The sequence below is a fragment of the Gloeomargarita sp. SKYB120 genome (assembly GCA_025062155.1).
Classification (GTDB): Bacteria; Cyanobacteriota; Cyanobacteriia; order Gloeomargaritales; family Gloeomargaritaceae; genus Gloeomargarita.
Map to the genome: position 1 here is coordinate 22,464 of JANXAM010000007.1, position 14,759 is coordinate 37,222.

A 14,759-nucleotide genomic window follows, 5' to 3' on the forward strand; every position below is an offset into this window, starting at 1 on the left:
AAAAAACTTTCTCCTACCAAGAACAAGATGAGCAGGAGCGACAGGCGTATCTAGAGAGAATGAAGGATGTGAAGCCGGAAGAAATCGTTTACATAGACCAATCCGGCATTGACCAGCGAGCGGTTTATGCGTATGGCTGGGGTGTAAAAGGGGAGAGAGTTTATGGCAAAAAGGTAGGTAAAAAACGTGAAAGGGTGAGTATGATGGGCGGTGATTATCTCGGGAGATTCATCGAGCCATTAACCTGGATAGGGAGCTGCAATTTACAGGTCGTTTTAACTTGGTTGCGTGAGTGGTTGTTACCAGCAATTGGTCCTGGCAAAAAGATAGTGATGGACAATGCCAGTTTTCACCGGTCGGCGGCGGTTAGGCAAGTGGTGGAAGCGGCTGGGTGTGAGCTGATATATTTGCCTAGATATTCGCCAGATTTGAACCCGATTGATTGAGCAAAAGGTGCGTGAGCTACAGGTGAGTGCGATCGAAAACTTGCAATCCTTGGTCAATGAAACTATCCGTAGCTTATGTCAAGTTTTGTGATTTTAGCTATAGCTAAGCTGCTTTAGTTTGTTAGAAAGAGGAGAGAAAACCCAAAGGCGGGGCCGTGCTCCGGGACTCAAGGGCTGACAACCATAGATGGCTTGGCTATAGAAACACTTGCCACTGCAGGCCGGGTTGGCGACCCGTTGAGCCGCCCAGTTATTGGGCTAGAGCAGAAGATAATCGAGTTATAGCCAAGCACAAAATGTGTGACACAAGCAGCACCTAGAACCCTTGGTGCTTCAGGGTTGGCCGCCACCCACCTGCGACAACTGTAGACCAAAAAAGTGACCCATTGGGAGCAGCGGGTGAGCCCATTGGAAAACCTATCAAAAAGCGGCAACTCAAGTGGTTAACCTAGCCTTTGGCCGTTACGGTCATGGTCACCTTATTCCAGGTTCACGCGACGAAACTCCACCGTCCCCTCTTCGGGGTTGGCGGTTTCCGGTGGGACAAAGCGATAACCAATGCGCAGCAGCGACAGATAGGACGTTTGGGGCATCTCGGTAAACGTGAGACTGGCGGGCGTTGGGACGTTAGCCACCGCAATTTGTCGGGCAGTCCATCCCCTTTGGGAACCAAACTGGGCGACAGCCGCCTCAAATTGCAACCCCTTGTCCGTAAAGGCCAAGGAGGCGGGCTGATCACTGGCTATCAACGTAAACGGCATTTCCCTGTCCGTCAGGTTGGTTGGTAATTTCCAGGTCACACAGGACTTTCATGTCCTGGTAGCGGCAACCCTGCAGTTCAAAGCGAAAGCGCTCGTCTTTGCTGAGCACGCTCGCCACGGCTTTGGCTTTCGGTTGGACGCCTGGCGCTCCGACACCGGACTGTCCCTGGGGCGCTGGTTCCAGGCGCACTGTCTGCTCTCCCGGCATTGGTGGGGGAGTCTCTCGTGACCCCAACTGTTGGACTCCCCACAACGTCAGGGCAACGCCGCTAGCCATGCCCACCAGCACCAACAGAGCCGGCCCCCACAGGTTGAACTTCGCTCTGGTACCCGACATGACCGCTGACCAAGCCGTGTTCCTGCCTTGTACCCTAAGCCACCGTTGCAGCTCTCGTCAAGCCGACAGTCCCAGAACCATGCGTACCTGGGTTAAAAATTCCTTTTCTCGGGGAGCCACCCCATCGACCGCCAAAAACTCCTGGAGTTTCTGGTAAGCATCCTGGCGAGCCGCCGGTGTCGCCAAACGGTCGCGAATGGACTGCAAAAGCTGTAAACGCGCCCCCAGGTTTTCATAGGCCGTGCGAATTTTGGGCATATTGCTTTGAACGTAAAGACTCAGCGCCATCCCAGATTCCCAAGGCATATCCAACAGTTGTGCGTTGAGGACATCGGTCTCAGCCACCGACAACCGGTTATCCACATACATTCCCAACAACAGCAGGTCGAGCAGGGCTTCGCGCTGGGGTTGCGCCGCCGGTTGAGGTTCTTTTTGCAAAATCGACCGTAGCCGCGCCCACATGGACCGATACCGAAAACCGAGTTGCCTTTACTCTATCCGAAAAGGAAAAAGCGCACAACCACAAAAAGACACACGGCCCCCAGCTGGACTAGCATCACTGGTATCCCGTAGACCAGGAAACGCCGGAAGGTTATCTGTCGGCCATGTTGCTCGGCAATTCCCGCCGCCACGATATTTGCCGAAGCCCCGACCAACGTGCCATTCCCGCCCAAGGTCGCCCCGTACATCATGGCGTAAAAAAGCGGCAACACCGCATCGGGAAATTGCCCGTCAAACTCCGGTTGCAAAACAGCCGCCGGCGCTAAACCCACATTCACTACATACTGCTTGAGCAGGGGTACCATCGCCGTCACCAAGGGGATATTGGGTACCACGCTCGAAACCAAACCCACAAAAAAAACCAAAACAATGCAACCTATCAGAATATTCTGACCTAAAATCATACCCAAAACCCCAGATAAACTTGCGATGATCCCGCTTTTTTCCAGGCCGCCAATTAAGACAAAAATACTCATAAAATAAATCAACGTACTCCAGTCTACATCGCGGAGAATGTTATGAACTGTATCAATACTGCTATGGTGGCTAAGTAATAAAGCAAGAGCGGCTCCCATCAGGGCCACCGCTGCTGGTGAAAGTCTTTGGGGTAACGATTCTCCCACCACAAACATCGTCAATACAAAGATGATAATGACCAGACCCACCAATAGTACGCGCGGGTGATTGATCTGGGGATGAGGCAAGACCTCTAGATTTTCCAACTTCTTGCGCCAGATTTTAGGAAACAGAAAAGGGAGCATGGACACAATGACAGTCACGGCAATCACGCCCCCCAAGCTCAAGCGCCAGAGATAATCCATAAAAGTCAGGTTAATCGAATCAGCCACGATGTAAGTCGCTGGGTCGCCGACCATCGTCAATAGCCCCGCGGAATTGGCAACCATTACCATAAGAATCAACAGGGGCACGAAATCCACGCCGATATCTTGGGCCAGCGGGGGAATCAGGGGCGCCAGCAACATCACCGTCGTGGCATTGGGCAATACGGCGCAGACCGGTGTCGTGATTGCCACCACTCCCAGAAGCAAGTTGCGACCACGGCCCTTTCCCAACCGCACCATCTGGACTGCCAGGTAGTCGAAAATTTTGGTGGGTTCAAAGGCCCGCACCAGCACCATCACCCCAAAAAACAAGGCCAGCGTGTTGTAACTGCGCCCGATGTAGCCGACAGCTTCCCCCAGGGTCATCACGTGGCAAAACACCAGCACCATGGCTCCCAACAGCGCTGCTACAGTCAGGTGCAGCCTCTCGGTGATGATCAGGGCAATGACGGCCAGAAAGGTAATCCCTGTAACCGCAACTTGCCAGTCCTCCATAGAAGGATACCGTGACAAATTGCCGTTACTTTAACAACTGTTTACCCATGCCGTCAACTTGGGGTTTCCAGAGGCGGGGAAGCGGGGTCGGTGGTGTCTAGTGGCAACACTAAATCCACCTGCTGGCGGTAGTAGTCCACTCCCTTGACCATCACCTCCATCTCCATGCCTACCGTGAAGGTCGCTCCGGTGCGCCGACCCACCAGCGCCTGTTGTTGAGGGCGAAATTCGTACCAGTCGTTGCGCAGCGCCGTGACGTGGACCAACCCCTGCAGCGGCGTGCGTTCAATCGCCACAAAAAACCCGTAGGATTCCACGCCGACGACCAACCCGCGCACCCTTTGTCCGGGCGACAACCGACAGCGATGGAGCCACAGGAGATGGGCATAGTCGTCGCGGGCCTGGCGATGCACCCGTTCCCGCTCTGGCCACTGGGAGAGTATTTGCTGGGCCTGGGTTTGCAGCTCCTCTTGCACCGACGGGGGCAACACCGGCCAGTCCACCCGCCCATGGCACTCGCTACTGCGCAGGTCCACCGTTTCCTTAGAACGGGAGCTTTTGCGGTCTTTCCCGTGGATGAACAAGGCCCACAGCACCCGCTGGTTAAACAGGTCGGTGTAGCGGTCGAGGGGAGCGACCCCGTGGAGATAGGGCGTGAATCCCGTCCCAAAGTGTTCTCCCGGTTGCAGGCTGTCGGTGGGAGGGGGCAAGATTTCCAGAAACAGGGTCTGCAACAGGGGCGCGAGTTCGTGGGACTGGAGCAAGGGTAACAGCGTGGTTATCTCCGGCGTCTCTGGCGCGGTCAACCCCAGGCTCTGCAACAGGGAACGATACCGTTGCCAGGCTTCCGGGTCGGGGGGCGGTTGCACGCGAAACAGGGCCGGGAGTTGCAACGCCTGCAGATGCCGAGCCAACAGGTGATTGGCCAGCAGCGCCAGCGCTTGGGCCACGCGCGCCTGCGGGTCGGTTTCCTGGCGGGGCAACCCGCTCGGATGCTCATCGGGCAAGGGATAGGGCTCGGTCAACGGTAAACCCACCGGCTTTTGGGTCCGCGCCACCCAGTCTGATACGGCTGTGACCACCTCGGGCGGCGGTGGCTCCTTCACCCGCACCCAGCCTGGTTCGAGCCGGTAGGTGCCCACTTGCCCTTGCGCGTCCAGTTCCACCCACAGCGACAGGCTGGGCCACTCCGGCCCCCAACTCACAGGAGGGGTCATGGGATAGATGGTATCCCCCAACCCAAACGTAGCCCCCTGCTGCCGAGCGTACCAATCCACCAGCGTTTCCGTCGGGAGGTAGGCCGTGCCGTCGGGAATATGGATCCCCAAACGCCCGGGTTCCCAGGAAACCGCCAGCTTGCCCAGCCCCCAGGTTGCCAGTTCCCGGTAGTCCTGTCGCTGCGCCTCAGGCGGTTGAGCCGTCAGGGTTGCCGGTAATCCCGCCGGTGGGTTGGGCAGCAAATTATGTTTGCACACCACCAGCAGGGCCGGGTCGGCGCTCTGGGCATTGGGGCCTAACACCTGTTTGATGGCTCCCTGGGCGGGCATCTGGGCCAACGGGTAGCGCTCAATCGTCACGTACACCAACTGGTCCACCCACTGGCCCACCCCTTCACCAGGCAAGGCCACCGTGATGTTTAACCGGTCGTCCATCGGTTTGGCGACGTAACCCTGTTCCCCAGCCTTGACCTGGGCCACCAGAGCAGTAATCGCCCGTTCCAGCACCAGAAACACCTCCCCTTCGGGGCTACGGCGGTTGCGCCCCTTGCGCGTGACCTTGATCAATCCCCGGTCCCCGTGCCAGGCGGTCCCCAGATAACGGGCGGGAATGTAAATATCGGCGGCGCCGGGTTCGTCTTGAACGGCCCAAAAACTCCCCCGGGAAAAGCGCAAGCGCGCCTTGACCATATCCGGCATCGGCACCCGCCGGTACTTACCAAATTCTTCGGTCACCAATGCCAATTTGGTCAGGACATCCAGGGCAATTTTCAAACGTAGGCGGTCGCTTTCCGTTTCACAAAACAACTTTTTGGCCAGCACCTTGGGCGCAATCAATTTATCCTCTGGCAAATTGCCCAAGAGTTCTCCAATCGAAAATGGCATGGCTGTTCCCATCTATCCTGTGTTTCACTTTATCACTGCTGCGCAGTGATCTTGGCAGAAACCGGCCCCCTTGCTAAGATGATGGGAAAGAATGTAAGAATTCCTACCACCTTTCCTACAGCGAACCCCCGCAGGAGAGCGTCATGGATGCCAGGACTCGGGAGAACGACACGCAACTGGACAGTTTTCCGGTGGAGTTGCTGGAGGACCGCTATCAATTGGGTCACAACGCCCTGTACAACCGGCTCAAGGGGCTGGGGATCAAACCCTTTAAGGTGAGCCGGCGGGCCTACATCACCGCCCAAGAGTTGGAGCGGCTCGACCGGTTGCACGAGTTTTTGCAGCAGGGGGGCACCATCAACGACTTTCTCGCCCAGGAACCGAATCCCCCTACCGATTTGAGCGTCAACCGCGCAGAAATTCCGGTGAATTTGACCCATCTGATCGGCACGGTGGCCGATGCGGTTGCAGGGGCGGTGGTGACCAGTATGCGCTCGACCGCCGGGGTGATTGCCGACGCTGTAGCCCAGCGGTTAGCCCAACTCAAAGTCAACAGCGACCCCTTGGAGTACCTGCGCACCTTGGAGGAGGCCTATCGCAACGGCTGGATTCTTAGCACGTCGGAGGTGGCCCATCTGCTGCGGGTCGCGCCCCGGACGATTACCGAGCACGGGGAACGGTTTGAGGACTCCGGGTTTGTGTTTGTGCGGGTGGGGAAAAAACGAGGCGAAGTGGCCTGGCGAGTCGGCAAGCCGGAGGAACTGCCGCCGCCGGAGCGCTATCAACCCATGGACCCCCAGACCGGTTATCCCCAGTGGTAGTCAATCGGGGCCCTGGGAACGCCGGTGACGACGAAACTGCTGTTGCCAAGCCTTGGCCGCCCGCAACGCCAGCCACATGAGCATCAGGGCTATCAATCCCCCCTGCGTCGGCGCTTGCAAGGCAAAAACGGTCAGCAGGGCACACAACCCGTCCTGCGCTAGGCCGACCCAGGCGGGAAATCGGCCCCGGCGGTACAACCAGCCCGTTTGCACCAGTTGCAGCAACAAGGCCAGTGCGCCACCCACACAGCCCATCAGCGCGTGAAGACCGGCGGGCAAGCCCATCACCTGGGCGGTCATGACACCAATCAGCCAGCCCACCAGCGGACTCAGCAGCACCTGCAGGGGTTGCACCAACCGCAGGCCCCAGGCATGCAGCGGGGCGACCAATTCCCAAACCGCCCCAGCCGCTAGCGTCCCCAACACCAGCGCTGGCGAAAACTGGCCCAACACCGGTGTCTGCTCCCAGGTGTCCTCCCGCCGGAGCACCAGAATCAGCAGCAGGGGGAGCGCCAACCGGAATCCACCAGCGGCGGCGGCGGCCAGCACGGCGAGAACGGCGGTCATCGCGCTTGCAACCCACGCCCTCCGGGATATGGAATTAAGATAAATTTTGATGAATCCCTGAGTTTCCGAGGGCCTGTGTCATCGCCTGCAACCGAACCAGCCTGGCGGGCGCACCTGGAACAGCGGTTGGCCCACTACCGCCAGTTTTACGGCGCCTATACTGACAACCCCCAAGCCTGGGAAGCCCAGCACGGCAATTGGACCGTGTTTGAGCACCGGGAAAAAGCCCAACTTCTGGGTGAAATCGGGCAAATTCTCACCCTGTTGCAGCGTCAGACCCTGCACGAGGGCCAGCTCGATACCCCCGGCGACCTGGAGTACTACTCCACCGTCAAGGAGGCCCTGCAGGTAATCCGGGAATTTCTCGAGCAGCATCCCCCGCAAGCTCAGCCGTGAAACAGCCAGGTGGTCAGGACGTACTTTACTCCCGTACGCACCGGCAAGGCCTGGTGGGGATGGGTGTAGTAGGCGGGAAAAACGACCACAGCCCCCTGTTGGGGTTTCACTGTGATATTTTGACGGTCGAAGTAGGTTTCTCCCCCAGTAAAGTCGTCGTTCAAGTAACCCACCACCCCAATATCGCGCGTGGGGATTCCCTGAGCCAGCTCGGCGCGGCGACTTCCTAAAAGAATGTTATCCACGTGGCGTCGGTAGAACTGGCCGGGGCGATAGCGCAGGATCGCAATCGCCTCCATGTCGTAAAACGCGATGCCGTAGTAGCGATGGAGCAGTTTCTGCACTGGTCGTAAACAGGATGCCAGCAATGCCTGGGTCGAGCGCAGCAGCGGTTGCGTTCCCCCCAGGTGCAAAATATCGCTGGAGCGGACCTGAGTGTCCACTGTATCCAGGAGAATCCCCGCCGTTTGCAGTTCCTGCGCCTCCACGATGGTCATCACATGGCGGCAGATGTCCGGCGCAATTACCCCCGGTATCCAGAGAATGTCCTGGCCCAACGGTATCAGGTCCAAACCCACTGCCCTAGTGATTATCCGGCTCGTCCTGAAACCCCAAGTTCTTCCAGCTCTCTTTCAAACGCTTCCACAGTTTTTTAATTTCCCGGTAGGCCTCCTCGGTGGTGATTTTCCCCCCCGTTTCCAAACTACAAATAATCCCGACTCGATGGGCAAACTCCTGTAAATTGGCGTTGAACAGAAACTTCTGGGGCGTGAATTCCCCGTGATATGTTGCCCGGGGGTAGATAAAACTTTCTTTGTCCGGCCCTGCTGGAGACGATTCGGGGTGGGTCACCGCTTTGGTGTGGGTAAAAGGCCTACCCAATCAGTATATCATCCGGCGCAATTGCTCTAGAATTGAGAACCGTACGGAGGTCCACGGGCGGGATGGATATTCGCCACGGCTTTGTCGGCACGATTGGGCAAACCCCCTTGATTCGTCTCCATTCCCTGTGCGAGTTAACCGGCTGCGAAATTTTGGGGAAAGCCGAATTTCTCAATCCTGGCGGGTCCGTCAAGGACCGGGCGGCCTGGTACATCATCCGCGATGCCGAGCAGCAGGGACGCTTGCGACCGGGGGGCACGGTTGTTGAAGGCACCGCCGGCAATACCGGCATTGGGTTGGCCCACATCTGCAACGCCCGCGGCTACCGCTGTTTGATCGTCATTCCTGAGACCCAATCCCAAGAAAAAATCGATTTGCTGCGTCTGCTGGGGGCGGAGGTGAAAACCGTGCCCGCTGTTCCCTACCGCGACCCCAACAACTATGTGAAAGTTTCCGCGCGGCTGGCCCAGGAGATGGACAACGCCATCTGGGCCAACCAATTCGACAACTTGGCCAACCGGCAAGCCCACTACGAAACCACCGGCCCGGAAATCTGGCAACAAACCGACGGGCGCATCACGGCCTGGGTCGCGGCGATTGGGACAGGGGGGACCTTCGGCGGCGTGACCCTGTATCTGAAGGAAAAAAATCCCCAGATTCGCTGCGTGGTGGCCGACCCCCTGGGCAGCGCCTACTACAGCTACGTGAAAACAGGGGAACTCAAAACCCAGGGCAGTTCCATCACCGAAGGCATTGGCAACTCCCGCATCACCGCCAATTTGGAGAACGTGCCGATGGACGACGCTATTCAAATTGACGACCTCACCTGCGTCCGGATGGTTTATCACCTGTTGCACCGGGAAGGCTTGTTCCTGGGCAGTTCGACTGGGATCAACGTGGCGGCGGCGGTGCAATTGGCGCGGCAGATGGGACCCGGACAGGTGATCGTGACAGTCCTGTGCGATGGGGGCGCCCGTTACCAATCGCGCCTGTTCAATCGCGCCTGGTTGCAGCAGAAGGGGCTTTGGCCCTGGGACAGCGGGGTGCCGCCCGCCTTTGACCTATAATGGGGAGCGATGCAGGCGCCGTTTTCGCTCTGAACAACTGTGGTGGTTGGCAATAGTGAATCCCCGACGCGCTATGTGTTTGTCACCGGCGGGGTAGTCTCGAGCATTGGCAAAGGGATTGTCGCAGCGAGTCTGGGGCGGTTGCTCAAGTCGCGAGGCTATCAGGTTTCCATCCTGAAACTCGACCCCTACATCAATGTGGACGCTGGCACCATGGACCCGTTCCAGCACGGAGAGGTGTTTGTCACGGCTGACGGCGCAGAGACGGACTTGGACCTGGGGCACTACGAACGCTTCACAGACACGCCGGTGTCGCGCCTGAACAATGTCACCACCGGTTCGATTTACCAGGCGGTGTGCAACCGCGAGCGGCGGGGCGACTACGGTGGCGCGACGGTGCAGGTGATCCCCCACATCACCAACGAAATCAAGGACCGGATTCGCCGGGTGGTGGCCGATAGCCAGCCCGATGTGCTGATTACCGAAATCGGCGGCACGGTGGGGGACATCGAGTCCTTGCCCTTTCTGGAGGCGATTCGCCAGTTCCGCAATGAAGTGGGCCGCGACCGGGTGGTGTACATGCACGTGACCCTGGTGCCCTGGATTGCCGCCGCCGGGGAGATGAAAACCAAGCCGACTCAGCATTCGGTGAAGGAACTGCGCTCGATTGGGATTCAGCCGGATTTACTCGTCTGCCGGTGCGAGCGGCCCCTGTCGCCGGAAATCAAGGCAAAAGTCGCCAGTTTTTGCGATGTGCCGGTAGAGGGGGTGATCACGTCCCAGGACGCCCGCAGCATTTATGAGGTGCCCTTGAATCTGGAGCAGGAGGGGTTGGCAACCCAGGTGTTGCGCCTGTTGGCTTTACCCGACCGACCCCCGGATTTGGCCCCCTGGCGGATGCTGGTAGACCGACTGTACCATCCCCAGGCCCAGGTGGAAATCGCCCTGGTGGGGAAATACGTCCAACTCAACGATGCCTACCTTTCGGTGGTGGAGGCGCTGCGCCATGCTGGGATTCACCTGGAGACGGAGGTCAAGTTGCGCTGGGTGAGTGCGGAGGACGTAGAGCGAGACGGAGCGGCTGCGCATTTAGAAGGTGTCCAGGGCCTGGTGGTGCCCGGCGGCTTTGGCATTCGGGGGGTCGAAGGAAAAATTGCCGCGATTCACTACGCTCGGGAGCAAGGGATTCCGTTTCTTGGGCTGTGCTTGGGGATGCAGTGCGCTGTGGTGGAATGGGCCAGGCACATTGCAAGACTCCCAGGTGCCCACAGCGCCGAGTTTGACCCCCAGACGCCCCACCCAGTGATTCACCTGTTGCCGGAGCAGCACGACGTGGTGAATTTGGGGGGCACCATGCGGTTGGGGTTGTATCCTTGCCGGTTGCAGCCGGACAGTCTGGCCGCCCGGTTATACGGGGAAACGGTGGTCTACGAGCGCCATCGTCACCGCTACGAGTTCAACAACGCCTACCGCAGCTTGTTTTTGGAAAGCGGCTATCGCATCAGCGGTACGTCTCCCGATGGGCGCTTGGTGGAGATGATTGAACTCCCGTCCCACCCCTTTTTCATCGCGGTGCAGTTTCACCCGGAGTTTTCCTCGCGACCCAGCCAGGCCCATCCCCTGTTTCGAGGTTTGGTGGAGGCGGCGCTGAACCTCCGAGGCGCAGGCGGCGTCTAAAGCAACAGGAGCTTGGTGAGTCGGATGGTCACAGCCGTTGCCAGCAACCCCCCCATAGCCCAAACTGAGCGGTCAGAGCCTAATGATTGGGCGCTGGTACAGCAGTGCCAGCAGGGAGACCCCGAGGGATTTCGCTGGTTGTACCGCCGGTTTCAAGCGCGGGTGCGAGGCACGCTTTACCGGTTGTGCGGCGGCGACGCCCTAGACGACTTGACCCAGGAAGTGTTTATGCGGGTGTGGCGGGGATTGCCCCGCTTGCGCCAAGCGGCCATGTTCAACACCTGGCTCTATCGCATCACGTTGAACGTGGCCCAGGACTACCGACGGCAATGCGCCCACCAGCGCACCCAACTACAAACCCTGACCCAAGTCGCGCCCGACCGCATCCCGGCCCCGGATTTGCTGGATTTGCACTACGAGGAGCTGGTGCGGCAAGGGCTGGCCGCCCTCAGTTTTGACCAGCGTACAGTGCTGGTATTGCACGACCTGGAGGCCCTGTCACAGAAAGAAATCAGTGAGATTTTGCAGATTCCGGTGGGGACCGTCAAATCCCGGCTGTTCCACGCGCGGGCTGCTCTGCGTCGTTACCTAGAAACACAAGGAGTGAGTCTATGAGTCGAGCGCGAGACCCGGTAGTGGACTTTCTCCGGCGCTATGCCCCGACTGTTCCCCCCGCCCATCCGGCGTTGGAGTCGCGGATTTTGACCTGTATCACTCGGCCCCAGCCTCGGCCTGTTTGGTGCTGGTTCCCGTCCCTGCTCACGGTGATCGTCCTGTCCCTGGGCCTGGGCATGGCCTCAGCCTATTTCCTGCAGCCCGACCCCGCCCAGATCGCTGAAGTGGAAGCCTGGTTGGAGGCCCAATGGCGCGGTGATGACGACTGGCTGACCTTGTTGCCATAAACCCAGCCGTCGTGCTAAGTTAAGGTACTGTCCCATTTCTTGAGCGGCTCCGATGGGTTTGTTGCAGGAGCAAAAGCAGCAGATCATCAACGAGTACCAGCTGCATGCCACGGACACCGGCTCGCCCGAGGTGCAAATTGCCCTGTTGAGCGCGCGGATCAATCAACTCAGCGAGCACCTGCGCACCCACAAGAAGGACTATGCATCGCAGCGGGGGCTTCTCAAGCTCATTAGCCAGCGGCGGCAATTGCTGTTGTACCTGCGCAAGCACCACTACGACCGCTACGAGAGTCTGGTGCAACGGTTAGGAATTCGGGGGTTACGGGTTTAGGATGGCGAAAAAATCTCGGCGAACCGTGCAGCAGGACACGCCTCCCCCTAAGAAGCGGGGTTGGCAACAAATTGAGGAACCAGGGATGCCCAAGGTGGTGAGCGACCGGATGCTGCGGCGCATGGCGGTGTTTTGCGGTACTCCCACCGCCTTGGGGTTGGCCGCCTTTCCCACGAGCTATTTACTCCTCCAGCAAGGCATTAAAATACCAGTGCCAGTGGTCGTGGTGGTCACGCTGGGGTTGTTTGGCCTGGGCATGGTGGGGTTGAGTTACGGGATTCTCTCAGCCTCCTGGGATGCGGACCGAGTCGGACACTGGCTCGGTTGGCAAGAATTTCGCACCAACTGGGGACGTTTACGGGCCGGCTTAGCCAGCATCAAAGCAAAACGTAACAATTCGGCTGCGTAAGTCGCCCTGTTCGTTACAATACAAAAACGGTGTAGTGCATTGACCCCACGGCCATGATCATTGTGATGCAGCCCGGCGCGCCGGAACTGGAAATTGAGCGGATTAGCGAAGAACTACGTTCTTGGGGATTAAATCCTGAAAAGATTGTTGGGCAGTACAAGGTCGTGATTGGGCTGGTGGGGGAAACCGCCCAACTGCAACCAGAACGCATTCAGGAACTCAGTCCCTGGATCGAAGATGTGGTGCGGGTAGAACAACCCTTTAAGCGGGCCAGCCGCGAGTATCGCCACGGGCAACCCAGCGAAATTGCGGTAGAAACCCCCAACGGCACGGTGGTCTTCGGGGAAACGCAGCCGGTGGTGGTCGTTGCCGGTCCTTGCTCGGTGGAAAACGAGGAAATGATTGTGGAAACGGCGCTGCGGGTGAAGGCGGCGGGTGCCAAGATGTTGCGAGGCGGCGCTTACAAGCCCAGGACATCGCCCTATGCGTTCCAGGGCCACGGCGAGAGCGCATTGGAGCTGCTGGCCATCGCGCGGGCCGCCTCTGGGTTGGGGGTGATTACCGAGGTCATGGATGCCGCCGATATTGAGAAAGTGGCGCAAGTGGCGGACGTACTACAAGTGGGTGCCCGCAACATGCAGAATTTTTCCCTGCTGAAGAAAATTGGCGCCCAGGACAAGCCGGTGCTGTTGAAGCGGGGGATGTCGGCCACGATTGAGGAGTGGTTGATGGCGGCAGAGTACATCCTGGCGGCGGGCAACCCCAAAGTCATTTTGTGCGAGCGGGGCATTCGCACGTTTGACCATCGTTACACCCGTAACACTTTGGATTTAGCGGCCATCCCCGTACTGCGTAAACTCACGCACCTGCCCATCATGATTGACCCAAGCCACGGTACAGGTAAATCCGAGTACGTCCCAGCGATGGCAATGGCGGCGATTGCGGCAGGAGCAGATGCCCTAATGATTGAGGTGCACCCCAATCCTGCCAAAGCGCTCTCCGATGGTCCCCAATCCCTGACGCCCGAACGCTTTGACCGGTTGATGCGCGAAGAACTAGCGGTGATTGGGCAAGCGGTAGGTCGTTGGCCCAAGGTGCCGGTGGCGGTGTAGGGCTTGCCTTTGCAGTACAGACCGAGAGCAGCTAGTTTAGGGTAGAAGGCTTTTAAATACCTGAAGGAGCTGCATGCCTGATTCCATCGTTCCTGGCAACCGTCCCCTGTCTGCGTGGCAACAAAGGGCGCTTGCGTGGGTTGGTCGCTGGGGCGGTCGCGATGTGGTGCTGGCTGTTGACCTCACAGAAAGCGTGGGTCTGAACGATGCAGGGCGGCTTCACCTGCGCCAGATTGTGGAGAAAACTTTAGTCAAAGGGCATAACTTGCACGTCATTCCTTTTGCGACCGGCGTACACGCTCCTAAGGTCTTTCGCTACCAGGGCCCCGAAGATATTCCCAAAATCTTGGCCGCGGTGCCCATGAGTCCCGGACCCGAACGGGGAACCGATATCAAATGCGCGGAACTTGCGATTTATCGGTATCTAGCAGAGCTGAATCAGCAGCGTCTGCAACAAGGTCAACCCATTAAAGCCCAGTCGGTCGTCTGGGTGACCGACGCCCCCTTGCATCTTCCCCAAGGCAAGGAGTGGGTAGAAGCACCCAACAGTCCTTGCGGCTTGGCTGGTCAGCCCCTCGCTGTGGAGCGCGACCGCTGGCTGGCGGTGCTCCCTATGTCCTTACGCCAGATGCCAGTTGGTCAGTTCCAGCTTACTGTGGTGGACATCGCTCCCACTGTCCAGGAGTTCTGCACCCCCAGACCTGGTGGAGGCGAAGTCTGTTTGGTCAACAATTACCTGTGGGGACAGCTTTGGTGGCAGTTGCTGCTGGGAGGCATCCTTGGCCTTGCCGCCAGTCTGGGTGGAGTCTGGTCCTTAGTGCGATGGGTGCGCCAGCAGATTCCTTGGCCCATTACTATTCAGGTCAATGACCAGGAATACCCTTTCAAGCTTAGGCACGGTCAAAAAATAGACCTCGGTGTTGATGTAACCTTGCCAGTCATGCAAACGGTGGGCCGCATTCAACGCTATCACCAAACACTCAAAATTGCTGCTTTTGACGAAGGTCTCTCCTACAACGGTCAGCCGATTGTGAGCTCTGTTACGATACCTTACCGCCAGCGGATGGTTTGCTTGTCTTACAGGGACGAGACGATTAAAATTAGCTGGTAG

General features: G+C 58.4%; 19 protein-coding genes. 11 read left to right on the top strand and 8 right to left on the bottom strand.

Annotation, left to right across the window (positions count from 1 at the left end):
- On the top strand, positions 1 to 446 hold a 446-nt coding region (locus NZ705_04195), incomplete at its 5' end, for an IS630 family transposase (GenBank protein MCS7292158.1).
- A gap of 479 nt (positions 447 to 925) precedes the next feature.
- On the opposite strand, the gene NZ705_04200 is transcribed toward NZ705_04195, so the two are convergent.
- The 5 genes from NZ705_04200 to NZ705_04220 are packed head-to-tail and all read right to left on the bottom strand — an operon-like array spanning position 926 to position 5,484.
- A complete protein-coding gene (locus NZ705_04200; protein ID MCS7292159.1) occupies positions 926 to 1,207 on the bottom strand; it encodes a hypothetical protein in 282 nt (93 codons plus the stop codon).
- The gene (locus NZ705_04205) at positions 1,182 to 1,544 is read right to left on the bottom strand and encodes a hypothetical protein (GenBank protein ID MCS7292160.1); all 363 of its coding nucleotides are present in this window, start codon (positions 1,542 to 1,544) and stop codon (positions 1,182 to 1,184) included. The genes NZ705_04200 and NZ705_04205 overlap by 26 nt, the downstream gene beginning before the upstream one ends.
- A gap of 57 nt (positions 1,545 to 1,601) precedes the next feature.
- Positions 1,602 to 2,006, bottom strand: a complete 405-nt coding sequence (locus tag NZ705_04210) for a hypothetical protein (GenBank protein MCS7292161.1) — start codon at positions 2,004 to 2,006, stop codon at positions 1,602 to 1,604.
- 32 nt (positions 2,007 to 2,038) lie between these two features.
- Positions 2,039 to 3,382, bottom strand: coding sequence for an ArsB/NhaD family transporter (locus NZ705_04215; GenBank protein MCS7292162.1), 1,344 nt, complete (start codon positions 3,380 to 3,382; stop codon positions 2,039 to 2,041).
- A gap of 53 nt (positions 3,383 to 3,435) precedes the next feature.
- Positions 3,436 to 5,484: an RNB domain-containing ribonuclease gene (locus tag NZ705_04220; GenBank protein MCS7292163.1), complete on the bottom strand. Its 2,049-nt coding sequence runs from the start codon at positions 5,482 to 5,484 to the stop codon at positions 3,436 to 3,438.
- A 143-nt stretch (positions 5,485 to 5,627) separates the two neighbouring features.
- On the opposite strand from NZ705_04220, the gene NZ705_04225 reads away from it, so the two are divergent.
- A complete protein-coding gene (locus NZ705_04225; GenBank protein ID MCS7292164.1) occupies positions 5,628 to 6,305 on the top strand; it encodes a hypothetical protein in 678 nt (225 codons plus the stop codon).
- Here NZ705_04225 and NZ705_04230 read toward each other — a convergent pair whose 3' ends face one another.
- Positions 6,306 to 6,872: a DUF4126 domain-containing protein gene (locus NZ705_04230; protein ID MCS7292165.1), complete on the bottom strand. Its 567-nt coding sequence runs from the start codon at positions 6,870 to 6,872 to the stop codon at positions 6,306 to 6,308.
- A 75-nt stretch (positions 6,873 to 6,947) separates the two neighbouring features.
- Here NZ705_04230 and NZ705_04235 point away from each other — a divergent pair, with 75 nt between their 5' ends.
- On the top strand, positions 6,948 to 7,268 hold the full coding sequence (locus tag NZ705_04235; GenBank protein MCS7292166.1) for a hypothetical protein: 321 nt from the start codon (positions 6,948 to 6,950) through the stop codon (positions 7,266 to 7,268).
- Here NZ705_04235 and NZ705_04240 read toward each other — a convergent pair.
- Together NZ705_04240 and NZ705_04245 are read right to left on the bottom strand one after the other, a co-directional pair.
- Entirely contained in the window at positions 7,259 to 7,840 is a 582-nt protein-coding gene (locus tag NZ705_04240) for a 2OG-Fe(II) oxygenase (protein MCS7292167.1), read from the bottom strand. The genes NZ705_04235 and NZ705_04240 overlap by 10 nt on opposite strands.
- A 10-nt stretch (positions 7,841 to 7,850) precedes the next feature.
- Entirely contained in the window at positions 7,851 to 8,120 is a 270-nt protein-coding gene (locus NZ705_04245; GenBank protein ID MCS7292168.1) for a hypothetical protein, read from the bottom strand.
- Between the two features lie 92 nt (positions 8,121 to 8,212).
- On the opposite strand from NZ705_04245, the gene NZ705_04250 reads away from it, so the two are divergent.
- The 8 genes from NZ705_04250 to NZ705_04285 all read left to right on the top strand — a co-directional run bounded on the left by NZ705_04250 (position 8,213) and on the right by NZ705_04285 (position 14,759).
- Positions 8,213 to 9,217 (top strand): cysteine synthase A, encoded by a 1,005-nt coding sequence (locus NZ705_04250; GenBank protein MCS7292169.1) that lies wholly within the window; start codon positions 8,213 to 8,215, stop codon positions 9,215 to 9,217.
- 42 nt (positions 9,218 to 9,259) lie between these two features.
- The gene (locus NZ705_04255) at positions 9,260 to 10,894 is read left to right on the top strand and encodes a CTP synthase (protein ID MCS7292170.1); all 1,635 of its coding nucleotides are present in this window, start codon (positions 9,260 to 9,262) and stop codon (positions 10,892 to 10,894) included.
- A 24-nt stretch (positions 10,895 to 10,918) separates the two neighbouring features.
- Positions 10,919 to 11,509: a sigma-70 family RNA polymerase sigma factor gene (locus NZ705_04260; GenBank protein ID MCS7292171.1), complete on the top strand. Its 591-nt coding sequence runs from the start codon at positions 10,919 to 10,921 to the stop codon at positions 11,507 to 11,509.
- The gene (locus NZ705_04265; protein ID MCS7292172.1) at positions 11,506 to 11,796 is read left to right on the top strand and encodes a hypothetical protein; all 291 of its coding nucleotides are present in this window, start codon (positions 11,506 to 11,508) and stop codon (positions 11,794 to 11,796) included. Before NZ705_04260 ends, NZ705_04265 begins: the two co-directional genes overlap by 4 nt.
- Positions 11,797 to 11,848: 52 nt before the next feature.
- Positions 11,849 to 12,127: a 30S ribosomal protein S15 gene (rpsO, locus tag NZ705_04270; protein ID MCS7292173.1), complete on the top strand. Its 279-nt coding sequence runs from the start codon at positions 11,849 to 11,851 to the stop codon at positions 12,125 to 12,127.
- A gap of 1 nt (position 12,128) precedes the next feature.
- Positions 12,129 to 12,536: a PAM68 family protein gene (locus NZ705_04275; protein MCS7292174.1), complete on the top strand. Its 408-nt coding sequence runs from the start codon at positions 12,129 to 12,131 to the stop codon at positions 12,534 to 12,536.
- Positions 12,537 to 12,589: 53 nt separating this feature from the next.
- Entirely contained in the window at positions 12,590 to 13,648 is a 1,059-nt protein-coding gene (aroF, locus tag NZ705_04280) for a 3-deoxy-7-phosphoheptulonate synthase (protein MCS7292175.1), read from the top strand.
- A 73-nt stretch (positions 13,649 to 13,721) separates the two neighbouring features.
- Positions 13,722 to 14,759: a hypothetical protein gene (locus NZ705_04285; protein MCS7292176.1), complete on the top strand. Its 1,038-nt coding sequence runs from the start codon at positions 13,722 to 13,724 to the stop codon at positions 14,757 to 14,759.